The organism is Hydrogenophaga pseudoflava NBRC 102511, assembly GCF_001592285.1.
GTDB lineage: Bacteria > Pseudomonadota > Gammaproteobacteria > Burkholderiales > Burkholderiaceae_C > Hydrogenophaga > Hydrogenophaga pseudoflava.
On record NZ_BCWQ01000016.1, the window covers coordinates 1 to 16277 of the forward strand.

19 protein-coding genes are annotated in these 16277 nt (G+C 70.7%); 4 read left to right on the forward strand and 15 right to left on the reverse strand.

The genetic code is table 11. The annotated features are described in order from the left end of the window. The 4 genes from pgk to HPS01S_RS18000 all read right to left on the reverse strand — a co-directional run. On the reverse strand, positions 1–333 hold a 333-nt coding region (pgk, locus tag HPS01S_RS17985; protein ID WP_371836603.1), incomplete at its 3' end, for a phosphoglycerate kinase. A 98-nt stretch (positions 334–431) separates the two neighbouring features. Next, the gene (locus HPS01S_RS17990) at positions 432–1184 is read right to left on the reverse strand and encodes a cytochrome b/b6 domain-containing protein (protein WP_066159229.1); all 753 of its coding nucleotides are present in this window, start codon (positions 1182–1184) and stop codon (positions 432–434) included. A gap of 16 nt (positions 1185–1200) precedes the next feature. Next, a complete protein-coding gene (locus HPS01S_RS17995) occupies positions 1201–1719 on the reverse strand; it encodes a diheme cytochrome c (protein ID WP_066159231.1) in 519 nt (172 codons plus the stop codon). A gap of 23 nt (positions 1720–1742) precedes the next feature. After that, a complete protein-coding gene (locus tag HPS01S_RS18000; RefSeq protein ID WP_066159533.1) occupies positions 1743–2147 on the reverse strand; it encodes a DUF1924 domain-containing protein in 405 nt (134 codons plus the stop codon). Between the two features lie 106 nt (positions 2148–2253). On the opposite strand from HPS01S_RS18000, the gene HPS01S_RS18005 reads away from it, so the two are divergent. From HPS01S_RS18005 to HPS01S_RS18015, 3 genes are read left to right on the forward strand one after another with little or no spacing between them, the layout of a single operon-like run. Next, positions 2254–2607 (forward strand): PepSY domain-containing protein, encoded by a 354-nt coding sequence (locus HPS01S_RS18005; RefSeq protein WP_066159234.1) that lies wholly within the window; start codon positions 2254–2256, stop codon positions 2605–2607. Beyond that, positions 2604–3266 (forward strand): response regulator transcription factor, encoded by a 663-nt coding sequence (locus HPS01S_RS18010; RefSeq protein WP_066159237.1) that lies wholly within the window; start codon positions 2604–2606, stop codon positions 3264–3266. The genes HPS01S_RS18005 and HPS01S_RS18010 overlap by 4 nt, the downstream gene beginning before the upstream one ends. 7 nt (positions 3267–3273) lie before the next feature. Next, on the forward strand, positions 3274–4659 hold the full coding sequence (locus HPS01S_RS18015; protein WP_066159240.1) for a sensor histidine kinase: 1386 nt from the start codon (positions 3274–3276) through the stop codon (positions 4657–4659). On the opposite strand, the gene HPS01S_RS18020 is transcribed toward HPS01S_RS18015, so the two are convergent. The 3 genes from HPS01S_RS18020 to HPS01S_RS18030 all read right to left on the reverse strand — a co-directional run bounded on the left by HPS01S_RS18020 (position 4637) and on the right by HPS01S_RS18030 (position 8550). Next, positions 4637–6388 (reverse strand): phosphoethanolamine transferase, encoded by a 1752-nt coding sequence (locus HPS01S_RS18020; protein ID WP_255284244.1) that lies wholly within the window; start codon positions 6386–6388, stop codon positions 4637–4639. The genes HPS01S_RS18015 and HPS01S_RS18020 overlap by 23 nt on opposite strands. A 78-nt stretch (positions 6389–6466) precedes the next feature. Next, positions 6467–7822 (reverse strand): sensor histidine kinase, encoded by a 1356-nt coding sequence (locus HPS01S_RS18025; RefSeq protein WP_084397502.1) that lies wholly within the window; start codon positions 7820–7822, stop codon positions 6467–6469. Then, on the reverse strand, positions 7819–8550 hold the full coding sequence (locus tag HPS01S_RS18030) for a response regulator (RefSeq protein ID WP_066159243.1): 732 nt from the start codon (positions 8548–8550) through the stop codon (positions 7819–7821). Before HPS01S_RS18030 ends, HPS01S_RS18025 begins: the two co-directional genes overlap by 4 nt. A gap of 98 nt (positions 8551–8648) precedes the next feature. Between HPS01S_RS18030 and HPS01S_RS18035 the strand changes: the two genes are divergently transcribed. Next, positions 8649–9371 carry a phosphatase PAP2 family protein gene (locus tag HPS01S_RS18035; protein ID WP_066159246.1) on the forward strand — a complete coding sequence of 241 codons (723 nt, stop codon included), beginning with the start codon at positions 8649–8651 and terminating at the stop codon, positions 9369–9371. Here the strand turns inward: HPS01S_RS18035 and HPS01S_RS18040 are convergent. From HPS01S_RS18040 to def, 8 genes are all read right to left on the reverse strand, one after another. Continuing rightward, entirely contained in the window at positions 9350–10360 is a 1011-nt protein-coding gene (locus tag HPS01S_RS18040; protein WP_066159249.1) for an NAD-dependent epimerase/dehydratase family protein, read from the reverse strand. The two genes, HPS01S_RS18035 and HPS01S_RS18040, sit on opposite strands and share 22 nt — an antisense overlap. After that, the gene (locus HPS01S_RS18045; protein ID WP_066159252.1) at positions 10357–12078 is read right to left on the reverse strand and encodes an ArnT family glycosyltransferase; all 1722 of its coding nucleotides are present in this window, start codon (positions 12076–12078) and stop codon (positions 10357–10359) included. Before HPS01S_RS18045 ends, HPS01S_RS18040 begins: the two co-directional genes overlap by 4 nt. Then, a complete protein-coding gene (locus HPS01S_RS18050; RefSeq protein WP_066159255.1) occupies positions 12062–12745 on the reverse strand; it encodes a TVP38/TMEM64 family protein in 684 nt (227 codons plus the stop codon). The genes HPS01S_RS18045 and HPS01S_RS18050 overlap by 17 nt, the downstream gene beginning before the upstream one ends. Further along, positions 12729–13520: a glycosyltransferase family 2 protein gene (locus HPS01S_RS18055; protein ID WP_206610798.1), complete on the reverse strand. Its 792-nt coding sequence runs from the start codon at positions 13518–13520 to the stop codon at positions 12729–12731. The genes HPS01S_RS18050 and HPS01S_RS18055 overlap by 17 nt, the downstream gene beginning before the upstream one ends. Positions 13521–13631: 111 nt before the next feature. Next, positions 13632–13967 carry an AzlD domain-containing protein gene (locus tag HPS01S_RS18060; RefSeq protein ID WP_066159257.1) on the reverse strand — a complete coding sequence of 112 codons (336 nt, stop codon included), beginning with the start codon at positions 13965–13967 and terminating at the stop codon, positions 13632–13634. Continuing rightward, positions 13954–14691: an AzlC family ABC transporter permease gene (locus HPS01S_RS18065; protein WP_066159260.1), complete on the reverse strand. Its 738-nt coding sequence runs from the start codon at positions 14689–14691 to the stop codon at positions 13954–13956. The genes HPS01S_RS18060 and HPS01S_RS18065 overlap by 14 nt, the downstream gene beginning before the upstream one ends. Then, positions 14691–15659: a methionyl-tRNA formyltransferase gene (gene fmt, locus HPS01S_RS18070; RefSeq protein WP_066159264.1), complete on the reverse strand. Its 969-nt coding sequence runs from the start codon at positions 15657–15659 to the stop codon at positions 14691–14693. The genes HPS01S_RS18065 and fmt overlap by 1 nt, the downstream gene beginning before the upstream one ends. A gap of 5 nt (positions 15660–15664) precedes the next feature. Further along, positions 15665–16186 (reverse strand): peptide deformylase, encoded by a 522-nt coding sequence (gene def, locus HPS01S_RS18075; RefSeq protein ID WP_066159267.1) that lies wholly within the window; start codon positions 16184–16186, stop codon positions 15665–15667. Between the last annotated feature and the right edge of the window lie 91 nt (positions 16187–16277).

Here is a 16277-nt window from a genome sequence, read left to right on the forward strand (position 1 = left end):
ACCGGGGGCGACCGAGAAGTCGCCGTCGACCCAGTTGGCGACGACGCGGATGCTGCGGTTCATCAGCTGGCCCATGCGCGCGGCCACCGGGGTCAGCGAGTCTTCGGGCTTGAACTCACCCTCGGTGGGGCGGCCCAGGTGAGACGTGACCATCACGGCGGCACCGGCGTCCAGCGCCATCTGGATCGCAGGAATCGATGCGCGGATGCGCGTGTCTTCGGTGATGTTGCCGGCGTCGTCCTGCGGCACGTTCAGGTCGGCGCGGATGAAGACACGCTGGCCCTTGGCCTTGCCCTGGGCGCAGAGATCGGAGAAGCGGATGAATTGCATGATGAAGCCTCGGTCGGACAGCCGTGCTGCCGGGTGCAGGAAGTCGCGGCGGAGCCGCGGGAAAAGGACCGGGACAAATTGTAGGGAATGCGCCGCAGGGCTCAGTCGTCGTCGTGGTCTCCGTGTGCCATCTGTCCCCACGCATTCGCCGGGATCAGCCCCCGGGGCGACTGCTGCCATTCCCAGGCACCGTAAGCCAGCACGGCCACCAGCATCAGGACCGCCAGCCAGACCCGGTTGTGCGGCACCGGGTTCGGCCCGTGCCCTTCGAGGCGGCCGGTGAGCATCGGCGAGGCCATGTTCTTGCGCCGCAGCAGACTCAAGGCCCCGATCAGCGCCAGGTGCGCCAGCACCACCATCAGCATGGCCTCGCCGAAGAACTCGTGCAGCTCGCCCAGCCCCTCTTCACCGGGGAACACGCCCCATTCGTTGAAGGTGGCGTAACCGGTCAGCGTCAGTGGCAGCACCAGCACCATCAGGGCCACCACGGCCAGCGCCATCAGCAGGTTCTGCCCCTGGCGCCAGTTGATCGCCGACAGCGACGCCGCCGCGCGCAGCGAGCGCAGCCAGGCGGGCGCGGCGCTCAGCTTGCGCCAGAGCAGGCCCATGCCCGCCTGGCGCGGACCGAAGAGGCCGTAGAGCACCCGGAAGACCAGCAGGCCGGCCAGGGTGTAGCCCAGGGTGACGTGCAGCATGCGCCAGCGTTCGCCGTCGGCCGTGAGGTAGGCGCCGAGAAAGCTCAGCGCGAACAGCCAGTGGAACATGCGCGTGGGCGCGTCGGTGATGCGCCGCACGGGGGCCGCGCTGGTCTGCGCCGCGCGGGCACCGGGGTTCAGTGAGGTGGAGACGTTCATGGTGTGCTCCCTGTGTTCAGTCGTGCCAGAAGCGGCGCAGGCCCAGGCTCACGCCGGCTGGCAGCCGGATGTTGTCGTCGTCGAAGTCGCCCCGGTCGGCGCCGGTGTGGCAGGCGCCGCAGTTGGCGGGGCTTTTGATGGCCGCGTGCTTCCACACCGAGGGCGGAATATCGTCGTGCTTGCGCGCGAACCAGACCGAGCGGGTGAGCCGGTCCTGCGGCGGCTCTTCGTTGACCCGCTTGTAGGTGCCGGCGTTGGCCTGCAGCCAGGTGGAGAGCTGCCGGACCGTGGCCTCGTCCAGCGAGGCGTCGGTGCCGTAGTGTTTGTCCAGGCCGGTCATGATGCGCTGCCACGAGCGCGCCGGCAGCAGGCCGGGCGAATAGGCGGTGTGGCAGGCCGCGCACTCGGCGGTGTAGGCCTGGGGCATGTCGCGCGGCATCCTGCGGCCGCCATCGGCATGCGCGGCGCCGAGCGCGGCCAGGCCCAGCAGGACGGCCAGACCGGGGCGGATCAGTCGTTTGGAGCGGGTGTTCATGGCGTGTCCTTGGCGATGGGGTGTCACTTCAGGCCGTTCAGGTAGGCCAGCACGTCGGCCTTTTCGGCGGCGCTGCATTCGCGCGAGAGCACGTCGTTGCAGTTGCGCTTGAACCACTTGTCGACCTTGGCGCTGTCGGTGAAGGCCTTGGCGTTGAAGGCCGGCGCCAGCGGTGCGATCACCTTGCCGGTGTTGGCGTGTTTGCCCTGCGCCGTGGGCGGCATGCCGTGGCAGGACGCGCACGACCATTCGCCGCCGTGCCTGGCGTTGAAGAAGGCCTGGCCCTTGCTTGCATTGCCCGGCGCGCCGGCCTGGGCGCTCCAGTGCTGCAGCTGGGCGGCGGCCGTGGTCTCGGCGGCCAGGGCGGTACCGGCGCACAGCAGCGACAGCAGGGCGGCGGGGAGGATGGACAGCGGGCGGAAGTTCATGGGGTCCTCGGTGGGTGTGGTGTGGGTGATGCTGCGACCCGCCGCTTGAACCAACCCTGAACCCGGTGTTCATCGCGCGTTCAGTTCGGCGGCGCACAATCGGCCCATGGCTTCTTCGACCCGCCACCTTTTCCTGCTCCGCGCTTCGACACTGGTGCTGGCCGCCGCGTTGTCGGCGGGCGCCGTGGCGCGCGACCGCGGCGACCACGAACGGGCCCGCGAGGCCTTGGTGGCGGGCCAGATCCTGCCGCTGCGCACGGTGCTGGAGCGCCTGGAGCGCGAACAGGCCGGCCAGGTGCTGGAGATCGAACTGGAGTCCGAAGGCCGGCGCTGGATCTACGAGGTCAAGCTGCTGCAGCCGGGCGGCCAGCTGCTGAAGCTGGAGGTCGACGCCAGCACCGGCGAGGTGATCGGGCGCCGCGAGCGCCCGCCACACCCGTCCCGCGGAGACGCGCGGTGAGGCTGCTGCTGGTCGAAGACGAGCCGACGCTGCGCGCCCAGCTGCGCGAGGGGCTCATGGCCGCCGGCTATGTGGTGGACGAGGCCGACAACGGGCGCGACGCGCACTTCCTGGGCGACACCGAAACCTTCGACGCCGTGGTCCTCGACCTGGGCCTGCCGGTGCTCGACGGCCTGACCGTGCTCAAGCGCTGGCGCGACGCGGGCCGGGCCATGCCGGTGCTGATCCTGACCGCGCGCGACCAGTGGAACGAGAAGGTGGCCGGCATCGACGCCGGCGCCGACGACTACCTGACCAAACCCTTCCACATGGAAGAGCTGCTGGCCCGCGTGCGCGCCCTGATCCGCCGCGCCAGCGGCCAGGCCTCGCCGGTGCTGCGCTGCGGCCCGCTGGCGCTGGACACGCGCAGCGGCCGCGTCACCTGCGACGGCCAGCCGGTCACGCTCACCAGCCACGAGTACAAGGTGCTGGACTACCTGATGCACCGGCTGGGCGCGGTGGTCTCGCGCAGCGAGCTGACCGAGCACATCTACGCCCAGGACTTCGACCGCGACTCCAACACCATCGAGGTCTTCGTCGGCCGCCTGCGCAAAAAGCTGCCGCCCGACCTGATCGAGACCGTGCGGGGCCTGGGCTACCGCATGGCGGCCCACTCATGAGGTGCTGATGCCCTGGCGCCGGGCCCTGTCGCTGCGGGTGCGCTGGCTGGCGGCCACGCTGGCCGCGCTGGCCGTGGCGCTGGTGCTGGCCGGCGTGTTCCTGCACAGCCTGTTCCAGGACCATGTGCTGCGCCAGTTCCAGACCACGCTCACACAGCAGCTGGACCAGCTCACCGCGCGGCTGGAGTTCGACGCCGCCGGCCAGGCCAGCATCGACCCGGCGCAGCTGTCCGACCCGCGCTGGCACCGCCCCTACTCGGGCCTGTACTGGCAGCTCGACGAGGTCGGTGCGCCCGCCGACGCGCAGGGCGCCCTGCGCTCGCGCTCGCTCTGGGACGACCGGCTGCACCCCGAGCCCGACACGCCGGTCGACGGCCAGCTGCACGTGCACCAGGGCACCGGCCCGCGCGACGCGCCGCTGCTGCTGGTGGAGCGCACGGTGTACCCGGCCGACGCGCCGCAGCGGCGCTGGCGGCTGGTGGTGGCGGGCGACCTGCAGGAGGTCACCGCCGCCTCGGACCGTTTCGCGCGCGTGCTGGCGCTCTCGCTGCTGGGCCTGGGTCTGCTGCTGGTGCTGGCGGCGCTGGCCCAGGTGGCCGTGGGCCTGGCGCCGCTGCGCGCGCTGCAGCGCGCACTCACCGCCCTGCGCGAGGGGCGCACGGCGCGGCTGCAGGGGCAGTTTCCGGCCGAGGTGCAGCCGCTGATCGACGACTTCAACCGCGTGCTGGACCGCAACGCCGAGGTGGTCGAGCGCGCGCGCACGCAGGCTGGCAACCTGGCCCATGCGCTCAAGACCCCGCTGGCGGTGCTGGACCAGGCCGCCAGCAGCGCCGACGGCCCGGACCCGGCGCCGCTGGCGGCCCTGGTGCGCGACCAGGTGGGCCTGGCCCGGCGCCACATCGACTGGCACCTGGCGCGCGCGCGCGTGGCGGCCTCGCAGCGCCTGCCCGGCCAGCGCACGCCGCTGGCGCCGGTGCTGGCCGGCCTGCTGCGCGTGATGGCCAAGGTGCACGCCGAGCGGGCGCTGCGGCTGGACTGCGCCGACATCCCCGCCGACTGGACCTTTGCCGGTGAAGAGCAGGACCTGCAGGAGATGCTGGGCAACCTGCTGGACAACGCCTGCCTCTGGGCCCGCACGCGGGTGCGGGTCGAGGCCCGGCTGGACGGCGGGCAGCTGCAGGTGGTTGTGGAAGACGACGGCCCCGGCATCGCGCCGGAGCAGCGCCAGGCGGTGCTGGCGCGCGGTGTGCGGCTGGACGAGGCCACGCCCGGCAGCGGCCTGGGTCTGGCCATCGTGGCCGACCTGGTGGCGCTCTACGGCGGCGCGCTGGCGCTGGAGGCCGGCAGCGCCGGCGGGTTGCTGGCGCGGATCAGCCTGCCCGCGGTCCGCTGACGGGTGCGGCGGCGGCCGGCAGCAGGCAGGGTTCGAACAGGTTCAGGCCCGGCCGGCGCACCGCGGTCGAGACGTCCATCAGCCCCAGCACCGAATGGAACAGGTGGTCGTGCGAAACCGACTGCTCGGCGCGCTCGCGCAGGCAGTCGGTGCGCACGCCGCTGCGCTGCTGCATCCCCTCGGACAGCCAGGCCACCATGGGCACATGCGTCTGCTGCTGGGGCGCCAGCGCGTAGGGCACGCCGTGCAGGTAGAGGCCGTTCTCGCCCAGCGATTCGCCGTGGTCCGAGACGTAGAACAGCCCGGTATCGAAGCTGCCCTTGGTCGACTGGGCGCGCAGCCACGACAGCGCGTGGTTGAGGAAGCGGTCGGTGTAGGCGATGGAGTTGTCGTAGGCGTTGACCAGCTCCTCCTGCGAGCAGTCCGCCAGCGTGACGCTGCGGCACTCGGGCTGGAAGGGTTTGCGGTTGGCCGGCGAGCGCTTGTGGTACGCCGGCCCGTGGCTGCCCATCTGGTGCATGACCAGCACCACGCCACGCGCGCGGCGCTGCGGATCGAGCGCGGCGATGCGGGCGTCCAGCCCGTGCATCATGGCCTCGTCCAGGCACTCGCCGCCTTCGCACAGGCCGGGGATGGGAGCGTCCGCGATGCGCACCGTGGGCACGCGGTCGCACACGCCCTTGCAGCCGGCCTGGTTGTCGATCCACAGCACCGCCAGACCGGCGCGCTGCAGCACATCCAGCAGGTTCTCGCTGCGCGCGGTCTCGTCGCCACCTTCCTTGCGTGTGAGGGGCGAGAACATGCAGGGCACGGACACCTGGGTGCTGGTGCCGCAGGAACTGGCGCGGGGGAAGTTCACCAGACCACCGCGCGCGCGCCAGCCGGTCAATGACGGGGTGGTCGGGCGGCCGTAGCCGTTGAGGCTCCAGTTCTGCGCCCGCGCGGTCTCGCCCACCACCACCAGCAGCAGCGGCGGCCGGCTCTGCGCCGCATAGCTCGCCCCCAGCCGCGCATCCTCGCCCACCGGCAGCAGGGGCTGCGCCGCGTGCTGGCCACGCTCGGCCAGCAGCGTGCCCGAAGCCGCCAGGGTGTTCATGGGGTTGATCATGTAGCGCAGATCCTTGTGGCCGCGCATGAGGGAGGCCAGGCCCTGGTAGCCGGCCAGCAGGGCGACGGCGGCCACCGCCAGCGAGAGCGCCAGCAGACCGAGGTTGTGCCGCAGGCGCAGCAGCGCCGCCTGCGGTGCGGGCGGCGCCCGCCAGATCCACCACAGCGCCGGGCCGGCGATGGCCAGCAGGGCCATCAGCAGCGGCCAGGACAGCAGGTCCCGCACCTCGTTGGCATTGGTCTGCGCCACATTGGCCATCATGGTGCTGTCGATCACCACGCCGTACTGCCACATGAAGTGGCTGTTGAACGCGGTGGCCAGCACCAGCACCGTGGCCAGCGGACGGAACACGCGCGGCCAGTGACACAGCGCCAGCAGGGCCAAGGTGCCGGCGACCAGCACCAGCCCCAGGGTGAGCATCAGTCCTAGGCGGTGGTCGACGGTGGCGGTCAGGGCGGCCACGCGCTGCCACAGGGGCAGGTTGCCGGGCACGGCCAGCCACAGCGACAGCACCACCAGAAGGGTCAGCGGCCCGCGGGCGTCGCCGCGGACCAGCGACAGGCCGGTCACTCCCCGGCCGGGAACAGAAGAAGACAGCTGCATGGGAAACAGCGGGGACATCGCCCCGAATGTGGCACTGCCGGCAGTGTCTTTCGACGACGTTAAACGAACCTTATCGCGCGGCATCGCCCCGTCCCCTCAGGCGGGCCACCGCAGCGAAAAGCGCGTGGTCATCGGCGCCACCCCGTTGTCGCGCTCCAGCCGCGCGCCCAGCTCTTCGGCGATGCGCTCGACCAGGCGCAGGCCCAGACCCAGGCCGGACGAGGCCTGCGCCGCAGGCGCGGTCACGCCGGCGCGCTGGCCGTCGTCGCTCACCGACACGCCCTGGCCCCGGGCATCCCGCCACACCGACACCTCCACCTGCGTTCCCGGTGGCGTGTGGCGCAATGCGTTCTCGATCAGGTTGCGCAGCGCCAGCTCCAGCAGCATGGGCTGGACCTGGACACTGACCTCGCCCTGCTCCTGCACCAGCGACATCTCGTGGTCGCTTTCGTAGGCCAGCTGGGCGTGGGCCGAGATCAGGTGGGCGGCCATCTCGCCCAGCGCGGTGTCCTGCACCGCATCGCCGGCCTGCGCCTGCTGCCCGGCGCGCTGGGCGCGCGCCAGGTCCAGCAGCTGGGTCAGGATGCGGCCAGCGCGCAGGGCCTCCTGCTCCAGCCGCGCCAGCCGCTGCGGCGAGGGGTCGGCCTGCGCGGCGCGGGCCTGCAGCGTGATCGCGGTCAGCGGTGTGCGCAGCTCGTGCGCCACGTCCGAGGCGAACTGGCGCTCGCGCTGGGCCTGCGCCTGCAGGCCGTCGACCATGGTGTTGATCGCCGTCACCGTGCTGGAGAACTCGTGGAAACGGTGCTGCGTGTCCAGGCGCTGCCCGGCAAAGCCGTCGAGCGCGGCCACCTCGTCCGAGAGCTGATCCAGCGGGCGCAGGCCGCGGCGGATGGTCCACCACATCACCAGCGCCACCAGCGGCAGCAGGATCAGGGACGGCGAGGCCAGGTGCTCGGCGATGTCGCTGGCCAGCACATAGCGCTTCTTCAGGTCCAGCAGGGCCGCCACGCGGCGCTCGTGTCCATCGGCCCGGTAGGTCTCCACGTAGGCCCGCCAGTTGTGCGGCTCGCCATGGGCATCGCGGACCACCACCGTCACCAACCCCTTCTCGGGCAGCGTCGCCAGGTCCAGGCCGGCGACGAGCTGGTCGCTGTCGGTCACCAGGCGGCCGTTGTCCCAGACCAGGAGGGCCACGTCCTGCGCGTACTCGTGCACGTCCTCGCGCGGCACGGGCAGGGGGGCCGAGACCGGCCCTTGATTCCAGGACGCGGTGCCCAGCCAGAGCTGCGCCACCGCGACCAGGTGGCCGTCGGTGAACTTGCGCGTCTCGCGCAGGCTGGTGCTCCAGCCCACCGCCACCATCACCACCCAGACCGCCAACTGGGCCCCGAGGGTCCAGATCAGCAGGTGGCGCGACAGTGTGCGGCGTGTGGCGGGCAGCGGCAGTTTCACAGGCCTCCGGTGGTATCGGCCGGTTTCGCCGCGGGCGGCTCCTGGGGCACGAAGTAGCCCACGCCGCGCACGGTCTTGATCAGCGATTCGCCCAGCTTGCGACGCAGGTGGTGCACGTGGACCTCGATCGCATTGCTCTCCAGCCCCTCGCCAAAGCCGTACATCGCCGACTCCAGCCGCGCCTTGGACAGCACCTGCGGCTTGGCCTGCAGCAGGGTCAGCAGCAGCGCGAACTCCTTGCCGCCCAGCGCCACCGGCAGGCCGGCGCGTTCGACCGAGCGCGTGGCCGGGTCGACCACGATGTCACCGTACTCGATCACCGGCTTGCTGCGGCCGCTGGCGCGCCGCAGCATGGCGCGCAGCCGGGCCAGCAGCTCGTTGGGGTCGAACGGCTTGACGATGTAGTCGTCGGCGCCCTCGTCCAGGCCGAAGATGCGGTCGCTCACGCCGTCGCGCGCGGTCATGATCAGCACCGGCAGGTCCCGCTGCGGCAGGGAGGACTGGCCCGGCCGGCGCTCGCTCTGGCGCCGCAGGCGGGTCAGCAGGTCCAGGCCGTCGCCGTCGGGCAGACCCAGGTCCAGCAGCACCGCGTCGAAAGGCTCGACGCACAGGGCCGTCCACGCCGACTCCAGCGTGCCGCACACGTCCACCGCATAGCCGGCCTGCCGCAGCGACAGGCTCAGGCCGCTGGCAATGCCGGGATCGTCTTCCACCACGAGTGCTCGCATGTTCTTCAGGACGGCGCAGGGCCCATCGGTCAAAGAATCCGAATTATCCCGGCACCCCTTAAGGCCCTCTTAAAGTCCGACGCCGAGCATGCGGCGCCATGTCCCCTCTCCGTCCCCCTGTTGTTTCCACCGCAAACGCCATCGCCCGCGCCTGGCTGGTGCTGCTGCTGCTGACCCTGGGCTGGGATGCCGCGGGCATGGACCTGCCGGTGATGAGCCAGATCGGGACCCCCACCGGCTTTCCGTGGCGCCACCACCCGCTGCTGGAGACGGTGCTGCACAACGGCGGGCGCCAGCTGGCCACGCTGGCCTATCTGCTGCTGTGGGGCTGGGTGCTGTGGCCCGCGGCCAGCGGCCCCTCGCGCCGCGAGCGCGGGACCGTGCTTGCGCTGGTCACCCTGTCGATGGTGACGGTGAGCCTGCTCAAGCAGGCCAGCCGGGCCAGCTGCCCCTGGGAGTGGAGCGCCTTCGGCGGCACCGCCGTCTACACCTCGCACTGGAACCTGCTGACCGGCGACGGCGGCACCGGCGGCTGTTTCCCGGGCGGGCACGCCTCGTCCGCACTGTCGTTTCTGGCGCTGTGCCTGCCCTGGCTGTGGTCGCCCGTGGCCGGGCGGCGGCGCGCCCCGGGCTGGCGCTGGCTGGCGGCCGTGCTGCTGGCGGGCGGCCTGGCGGGGGTGACGCAGACCCTGCGCGGCGCCCACCCGCCCAGCCACACCCTCTGGACCCTGGTCATCTGCAGCGCGATCGCGCTGGCCGGCTGGCGGATGGCGCGGCCCTGGCTGCGCGCAGACTCCATTCAGCGCCCGGTCACGCCGTAGTAGTCGACGTACCAATCCACGAACCGCTGCGCACCGAGCCGCAGGTCGGTGCCGGCGCGGACGCCGAACTGGCTCTCCAGCCGCGAGGTGTCGGCCCAGGTGTCGGGCACGTCACCGGCCTGCATCGGCAGGAAGTTCTTGACCGCCTCGCGGCCGCAGGCGCGCTCCAGGCAGGCGATGAACTCCATCAGCGGCACCGGGCCGTTGTGGCCCACGTTCAGCACGCGGTGCGGCACCTGGCCCTCGCCGGCCTGCGGCGGCTGCGCGGCCACCGCCAGCACCGCGTCCACCACGTCGGCGACGTAGGTGAAGTCGCGCCGCAGGTTCCCGTGGTTGTAGACGTCGATGGGCCGGCCTTCGAAGATCGCGCGCACGAACTTGAAGATCGCCATGTCGGGCCGCCCCCAGGGTCCGTAGACGGTGAAGAAGCGCAGCGCCGAGGCGGGGATGTGGTAGAGGTGGCTGTAGCTGTGCGCCATCAGCTCGTTGGCCTTCTTGCTGGCGGCGTAGAGCGAGATCGGCGAGTCCGTGACCATGTCCTCGCGCAGCGGCATCTCGCGCGCGGCGCCGTAGATGGAGCTGGACGAGGCATAGACCAGGTGCTTCACGCCGCTGTGGCGGCAGCCTTCGAGCACGGTGAGCATGCCGGCCAGGTTGCTGTCCAGGTAGGCCATGGGCTGCTCGACCGAGTAGCGCACGCCCGCCTGCGCCGCCAGGTGCAGCACGAGGTCGTAGCGGCCGTCGGCGAACAGGCGCGCCACGCCGTCGCGGTCGGCCAGGTCCAGGCGGTGGAAGGTGAAGCCCGGCCGCGCCAGCAGGCGGTCGAGCCGCGCCTGCTTCAGGGCCGGCTCGTAGTAGGCGCTCATGTTGTCGACCCCATCGACCTGCAGCCCCCGGGCCAGCAGGCGCTGGCTCAGGTGGTAGCCGATGAAGCCCGCGGCGCCAGTGACCAGCACGCGCGGGGCGGGGGAAGAGTCCAGCAGGTTCATGGCAGCACGCCCTCGGTCACGGGGCGGTAGACAAAGCGGCGCAGGCGCTGGGGCGGTTCGCAGGTGGCGCGCATCGAGGCCGGGCCGTAAACCACCCACTCGCGCCGGTGGGCCTCGCCCAGCGACTCGGTCTTGGTCACGTCGAAGCAGCTGAGCTGGGCGTCGGTCGGCGCCAGCAGGTGGCGGCCGGGCTGCTCCTTCATCCACAGCCAGGCGTTGCGCTCCTGCTCCTCGATCGGCGCAAGGTAGCTGAAGTGGGTCAGCGGCCGGTGGCTGAACAGCAGGAACTGTTCCTTGAAATAGAGCAGGCCCAGTTCCGACGCCGGGGGCAGGCGCTGCTCGATCTGCTCCATCATGGCCTGCGGCGTGCGGTGCGGGTCGACCTTGGGCCAGACCAGCAGCGAGACGAACACCCAGATCACCAGGCTGGTCGCGGCCAGCCGCTGCAGCAGGTCGCGGCGGCGGATCAGCACCAGCAGCACCAGCAGCGCACCGCCCATCGCGACCAGCGGCAGCGAGAGCGTGGTCACCGCGTCCGCGTAGTCGGGCACCTTGCGCAGCAGCTTGTCGGGCGAGACCTTCAGCGCCACACCCAGCCCGGCCAGCGCCGCGGCGATCAGCAGCAGCAGGCCCTGGAAGAACACGCCGGTGCGCGCAGCGGCCACGCCAGCCTGCACCCGCACCCAGAGCGCGCCCACCACCAGCGCCAGCATGGGCAGCGCCGGGAACATGTAGACCTCGCGCTTGCCCGAGCTGATGGAGAAGAACAGCAGCACCAGCCCCACCCAGGCCAGCAGCACGCGCGCGCGCCGGTCCTCGCGCAGCAGCGCCAGCAGGGGCTTGAAGAACACCAGCAGCAGCACCGGCAGCGGGAACCAGACCGTGGGAATCGCCTGGGTGAAGAAGTAGTGCCAGGGTTTGACGTGGTGCCAGGCGTTGACGAAGCGCTCGCCGGTCTGGCGGAACAGCAGGTCGTTGCGGTAGGCCACCATGGTGTCGGTGCCGATGCTGTGCACCTGCCAGAGCATGGGCCCCAGCCACAGCGCGATCACCGCCAGCATCACCACCAGACCGGCGGCCAGACGCCAGCGCCAGACCTTCGCGTCGGCCCCTGCGGGGTTCTTCACCCACAGCGCCAGCGGAATGAGCATGAGCAGGGGCAGGAAGCCCACGCCCTTGGTCATGATGCCCAGCGCCATCGCGGCCCAGGCGGTGAAGTACCAGCCCCAGTGCGGGCCGGTGAAGAAGTGCCGCAGCAGGCCGTAGCAGCCCAGCGTGATCCAGAAGGTGACCACCGCGTCGATCTGCGCCGCCTTGCCCTGCAGCAGGAACTGCGGCGTGAACACCAGCACCAGCAGCGCGGCCAGCGCCACCTCGCGGCCCCACAGCCGGCGGCCGATGTCGAGCACCAGCAGCAGCGTGCCGACCGAGGCCAGCGCGCTGGGCAGCAGGAACGAGAGCTTGAGGTTGCCAATCAGCGCGAACGCGGCGGCGCTGAGCCACATGAACACCGGCGGCTTGTCCGGGTAGGGCTCGCCACCGCGCGTGGGAAACAGCCACTGGCCGCTCTCGACCATCTCGCGCGCCACCTGGGCAAAGCGCGGCTCGTCGGCCGGCCAGGGGTAGCGCAGGCCAATGCCCAGCAGCAGCACGATGGCGGTGGCGACCAGCCAGAACAGGGTCTGGCGGCGGATCGTTTCGTCAGTGGGCAGGTGCATGGGCGTGTTCTTTGCGGAACCGTTGGAGCCGCTGCTTGAAACCGTGGTGGTAGAGGTACAGCCCCAGGCCGGTGGAGATCACCAGCATCACCAGGCTCATCCACAGCTGCGAGCTGTCGTGCAGCGCGATGCCCGAACCGGCGTAGGCGAACAGCAGCATCTGCGGCAGGTAGCCCAGCAGGCTGCCGAAGAACACGGCCACCGGGCGCAGGTCCGACAGCGCGGCGGCGATGTTGGTCACCAGGTTGCTGCCCACCGGGATCAGCCGGATCACGCAGATCCAGATCCAGGTGTCCTCGGCCAGCACGGCCTTGATCAGTTCGATCTTCTGGGCGTGCTTTTGCCGCACCCAGTCAAAACCCAGCTGGTGTACCGCCAGCATGGTCAGCATGGCCCCCACGCCCGTCAGCAGGGTGCCGATCAGTCCGCCCTGCCAGCCACCGAACAGGAAGCCGCAGGAAAACGCCAGCACCTGGCGCGGGCCGCCCAGCGCGGTGTAGATCACCGACCCCAGCACGAAGACCGGCCAGGCGACGGTCCAGTGCTGCTGGAACAGCTGCTGCAGCAGCACCTCCTCGGTCACCGGCCCCCACCAGCCCAGGTGCAGGGACAGGAAGGCCAGCGTCAGGACCGCGGTCAGCAGCAGGGGCTTAGTGAGGCTTTTCATGCGCAGCGAGCGTGCGGACCTGCGCGATCACCGGGCGTTTGCCGCGCCGGGTCAGCCACACCACACCGGCCATGTCGACCAGGCCGACCCAGAGGCGGTTCCAGGCGTTGTACTTGGAGACGCCGGCCTGGCGGGCGCGGTGGTTCACCGGCACCACGCGGATGGCGCCGCCCAGGCGCAGCACCAGCGCCGGCAGGTAGCGGTGCATGTGGTCGAAGTAGGGCAGCTGCAGCCAGGTGGCGCGCGGGATCAGCTTGAGGCCGCAGCCGGTGTCGGGCACCTGGTCGTTGAGGATCTTCTGCCGCACCGCATTGGCGATGCGCGACTGGAACTTCTTCCACTCGGTGTCCTGCCGGTTCTTGCGGTAGCCGGCGATGCAGAAGTGTTCGCCCTGCGCCTCGGTCTCGCGCGCGCTGCGCAGCAGGGCCGGCATGTCGGCCGGGTCGTTCTGGCCGTCGCCGTCGATGGTGATCAGGTAGCGGCCCCGCGCCTGGCGGGCCGCGCTCATGAGCGCCGTGCTCTGGCCCACGCTCTTTTCATGGCGGATCAGCCGGGCGGCCGAACCCAGCTCGGAGCAGCGCTGCAGGAACTCATCGCCCGTGCCGTCGTCGCTGCCGTCGTCGACCAGGACGATCTCGAAGCGGCACTCAGGCCGCAGCGCCGCCACCACCTCGGCCACCAGCGAGCCGATGTTGCCGGTCTCGTTCTTCGCAGGAATCAGCACCGACACCAGCGGCTCGGCGCCAGCGGCAGCAGCCGCAGCAAGTTCAGTCATGTCTGGAAATCCGTGGGGCGCAGCGGCCAAACGACGGATGGTCGCGGAAGCGCCTTAAGCACGCCTTAAGGTTGGTTTCAACCGGCGCTGCCGATTGTCCCACTCAGCGCCTCACCAGCCCAGACCGACGTGCAGCGGCAGGTAGACCGCCATGCCGGAGACGATGGTGCCCAGCACACCCTTGCGCCAGAAGAAATAGGCCGCGCCCACCACGGCGGCAAACAGCCGCGCATCCATCCAGGTCTGCACCAGCTGCCCCTGGCTCATCACGATCTCGGGCAGCACCACGGCCGACAGCGCGGCAATCGGCGCGTACTGCAGGCCACGCTGGGCCCAGTGGGGCAGCGTCCAGGGCCGATCGGAGATGAGAAAGAAGCCGCGCGTGATCACCGTGACCACGCCGAGCGCGACGATGGTCAGCAGGGTGTACAGATCAATGTCCGGCATGTCCAGGCTCCGATGTCCTCGTGTGTTCGATCACCAGGCAGATGGCCACCGCACTCGCGATCGCCACCAGGATGTTCAGCCGCAGCGGCAGCGCCCAGGCGGCCACCGCCGCCGTGGCCGCCACGCCGGCCGAGACCACGCGCAGCCGGGACGTGGCCAGCGAACACAGCACCCCCAGCAGCGCCAGGATGCCGGCGAAGCCCAGCCCCCAGGACAGCGGCACCATGTTGGCCAGCAGGACGCCGGCCACGCTCGCCACCATCCAGGCCACGTAATTGACCGCGCAGTTGCCCATCAGGTAGGCCTGCTGCTGCGCCAGCTCCTCGGCATTGCGGCCAGGGTGCGGGTAGCGTTTGGCGAAAAACACGTAGCTCAGGTCCCCGGTCACGTAGCCGCTGATCAGGCGCTGCCAGCGCGGCAGGTGCATCAGATAGGGCCGCAGGTGCGCGGAAAACACCACAAAGCGCAGGTTCACGCAGAACGCCGCCGCCAGGATCACCCACATCGGCGCGCCCGCACCGATCATCGGCACCGCAGCCAGCTGGGCGCTGCCAGCGTAGACGATCAGTGTCATCAGCAGCGCCTCCAGCGGCGACATGCCCGACTGCACCATGGCCACGCCGGTCATCAGGCCCCAGGCCGCAATGCCCATGGCCACCGAGCCCTGGTCGGTGATGCCTTCGCGGAATTCCGGTCGGCGGCGGTGCTCGGCCAGGAAAAACATCAAGCAGTCTGCGCGCCGAAGACCTGTCCCGGGGTCAGCGCGAAGCCCTGCAGGAACTCCCGGGCCGGCAAACGCTTGCCACCAGCACGCTGCAGTTCCAGCAGGGTGAGCACGCCGTCGCCGGTCGCCACGCGGATGCCCTGCGCCCCGGCGGACAGGATCTGGCCGGGCGCGGCAATGCCGCCATCGGCGCTGTCAACCGCCACCCGCCACACCTTGACCGCCTCGCCGGCCAGCTCGGTGACCAGCCCGGGAGCGGGCGAGAAGGCCCGTGCCCGGCGCTCGATCTCTGCCGCCGGTCGGCGCCAGTCGATCAGCGACTCCGCCTTCTCGATCTTGGCCGCGTAGGTCACGCCCTCGGCCGGCTGAGGCACCGGCCGCAGGCCACCGCAGGAGGCCAGTTCCAGCGCCTCGACGATCATCCGCCCCCCCAGGTCGGCCAGACGGTCGTGCAGGCCGCCGGTGGTGTCGGTGGCGGCGATGGGCAGGGACTCGGCCAGCAGCATGTCGCCCGTGTCCAGCCCCGCGTCCATCTGCATGATGGTCACGCCGGTCTCGGCATCGCCGGCCTCGATGGCCCGGTGGATGGGTGCCGCACCGCGCCAGCGCGGCAGCAGCGAGGCGTGGATGTTCAGGCAGCCCAGGCGTGGCAGGTCCAGCACCCACTGCGGCAGGATCAGACCATAGGCGGCCACCACCATCACATCGGGCCGCGCGGCCAGCAGGGCCTGGCGCGCCGTGGCGGCGTCGTCCGGAAACTTGCCGTCCAGCCGCAGGCTGCGGGGCTGCGCCACCTCGATGCTCTGCGCCAGGGCGAACTGCTTGACTGGCGAGGCCTGCAGCTTCATGCCGCGACCGGCCGGCCGGTCGGGTTGCGTCAATACCAGCGGCACCGCGAAACCGGCCGCATGCAGCCGCTCCAGGGCCACACGCGCAAATTCCGGCGTGCCGGCAAACACCACGCGCATGGGTGTCATCCGCGCTGCGCTTCGCGCTGGGATTTCAGCAGCTTGCTCTTGATCCGGTTGCGCTTGAGCGGCGAGAGGTATTCCACAAACACCTTGCCCATGAGGTGGTCCATCTCGTGCTGGATGCAGACCGCCAGCATGCCTTCGGCCTCAATGACCCGGCTTTTTCCTTGTTCATCCAGCGCGCTGACGCGGATGGCCAGGGAACGCTCCACACCGTCGTAGATGCCGGGCACGGAAAGACAGCCTTCTTCGCCCTTGCGGGTTTCCGGGCTGGCCCAGTCGATCACCGGGTTGATCAGCACCATCGGCTGGTCGCGCGATTCGCTGACGTCGATCACGATCAGGCGCTCGTGCACGTCCACCTGCGTGGCCGCCAGCCCGATGCCATGGGCGTCGTACATGGTGGCCAGCATGCGGTCGGCGAGTGCGCGCACCCGGTCGTCCACATCCCCCACCGGTTTTGCCACGGTGTTCAGGCGCGGATCAGGGTACCGCAGGATGGGGAGCAGTTCGGGTGCGTTCATTTCAATGCCATGGGCCGGCGGGCCATTTCGCCGGAAAAGCAGCCGTGCGGCGATTTGCGCCGGGCCACCGTTGGGTCGGGACGTTTGTCGC